This is a genomic window from Phycisphaerae bacterium (assembly GCA_012729815.1).
In the GTDB taxonomy this organism is placed as follows: Bacteria; Planctomycetota; Phycisphaerae; order JAAYCJ01; family JAAYCJ01; genus JAAYCJ01.
This window is the reverse complement of the sequence record JAAYCJ010000270.1, coordinates 1-1558: the sequence shown is the minus strand read 5'-3', so window position 1 is coordinate 1558 and position 1558 is coordinate 1. Positions and strand designations below refer to the sequence as shown.

Annotated in this window: 1 protein-coding gene; it reads right to left on the bottom strand. The window is 60.7% G+C overall.

Annotation, left to right across the window (positions count from 1 at the left end):
* Positions 1-1558: AAA family ATPase (locus GXY33_17755; protein NLX06986.1), on the bottom strand; the 1558-nt coding region annotated here is incomplete at both ends.

Here is a 1558-nt window from a genome sequence, read left to right as displayed (position 1 = left end):
TCGGAACCCTGGGTTTTGTGGATGGTGAGCGCATAGGCGAGCTGCAGATCCTGCAGGTCGGGCGACCCTTTCTCCAGTTCCACCGGCATGCAGTCGAAGTCGATGACCAGGGTGCCGTTTGCGAGGACATCGACCACATAGCCGATGGCACCGTTCATCACGTTGAGGTCGTAGTTGTTCCGAGTCTGGATGACCTTGTCGTGCTTGAGAAACGGGGCGCGACGGCCCATGGCGACCGGCGGCACCTCGGTGTTCCAGAGTTTGCGCTGGATGAGCCGCTGCAGTTCCTCGTTCAATTCCTTGGTGCCGAGCGGACCCTTGTGGGTTGGCGTCAGCACCTGCACGTCCTTGATGATGTCGAAACCCAGGGCGTCGAGCCGCTCTTGAAACAGCTCCAGCAGGAACGAGCGTGCAGCCATCGGATCGGTGAACTGATCCACCAGATACCAATCCCGGCATCCGGATACCGACGCCTCGCTGGTCTTGCGCACCTCGCCCTTGAGAACGGCGGTGCAGTTCTCCTTGAGGACGCCAGCCTGGCGCACGACCTTGTCGAGGATGACCGTGGGAATGGCGCGTGTCTGGATCAGATCACGCAAGATGTTTCCTGGCCCCACCGGCGGAAGCTGGTTGTGGTCTCCGACCAACAACACCGTGGTCCGTGACAGGTCGACCGCCTCGAACAAGTGCCAGGCCAGCGGCACGTCCACCATCGAAAACTCGTCGACCACCAGAACATCGGCATCGATAGGGTTCTCCTTGCTACGTGAGAAACCCTTGCCGTCATAGCCGAGCAGGCGGTGGATGGTGGTGCCGCTACGGCCGCTGACTTCCTCCAGGCGTTTGGCGGCCTTGCCGGTCGGCGCGGCAAGCACGACATCCAGATCGCTCTCCTCACAAATCGTGTTGATGACCGAGATGGTGTAGCTCTTGCCCGAACCGGCTCCACCCGAAATCAGGCTGATGCTGTGCTTGAGGGCCGAGCGAACCGCGTCGAGCTGCTTCTCGTTCAGCGTCGCCGCGCAGCGCCGAATCAGGGCATCGAGTTTTTTGACGGACTGGAAATGTGGATTGGGTGTTTCGGCATGGCCGAACAGCGAGGCCAGCTCCCGCTCCATGCGGACGATCTCCGGCAGAGCGACCACGAAGCGTCCGCCATGGGAATCGCAGGAAAGCGCCTGTTCTTCGATGAGTGTGTCGAGGGCGCTCTCGATACGGACTCGGCTGTCCAGGGCATCCATGACCAGCAGCAGATTGGCCTGGTCGACCAGATCTTCGTATTCGATCCAGCAGTGACCATTGTCCAGGGCTTCACGGACGCAGAAATTCAGCCCGGCCCGGATACGGGGAACGTGGTCCTTTGGGGTTCCCAGCTTGCGGGCGATCTTGTCGACCTTTTTGAAGCCGAATCCCCGGATCTCCCGAATGAGTATGTACGGGTCTTCCTTCAGGATATCGAGGCAGTTGCCGCCGAGTCTTTCGACCAGGGTGGTGACCTGATGATGGGTCAGGCCGAATGCCGACAGCCAGGCCATGACGGTGTTGACGCTGCGGTTCT